Below are 522 nucleotides of genomic sequence, written 5' to 3' on the forward strand. Positions count from 1 at the left end.
GGCGAGGCTGCACCACATAGCGGAGACAGGCCCCTTCCGACCGCCCACCGGCGACCGGGAGGGGTCCTCCTCGCGCGCCATCCCCGCGCGCTACGTCCGGATTAGGGCCAGCCTGGGCATGACGTACACCTAATGTGCGGTTCTTTCGGATACGCCACCGCTACGAAGAACATTCTCATACGGTGTTCTTAAGTAGCTACAACCGATTTGTAGCCAAGGCGCCTCGCGATGGCGAAGCACCTTGTCTGGTACGAGGAGAGAGCAGAGAGCTCCGATGTCCAACTACCTTCCGAAGAGCACCGATACGGCGCGGGAAACCGGGGCGGCGCCGCGCCACCGCAAGCTGTGGCTCGCCACCGGCGTGGCCGGCCTGACCGGCGTCGTCAGCCTCGTCACCGTAGGCGCCGCCACCGGCGCGGGGGCGGCGGGGATGAACCGGCTGGACAACTTCAAGTGGTCCACCGCCGAGCAGGTCGTCAAGGACGACAGCCCCGGCCGGGACGATCGTGACGAGCACCGCGA

1 pseudogene is annotated in these 522 nt (G+C 66.7%); it reads left to right on the forward strand.

Annotation, left to right across the window (positions count from 1 at the left end):
* Window positions 1-274: 274 nt before the first annotated feature.
* Window positions 275-522: pseudogene (locus C5N14_RS31495) on the forward strand (hypothetical protein); the annotation flags it as partial.

This window comes from Micromonospora sp. MW-13, from assembly GCF_003434305.1.
Classification (GTDB): Bacteria; Actinomycetota; Actinomycetes; order Mycobacteriales; family Micromonosporaceae; genus Micromonospora.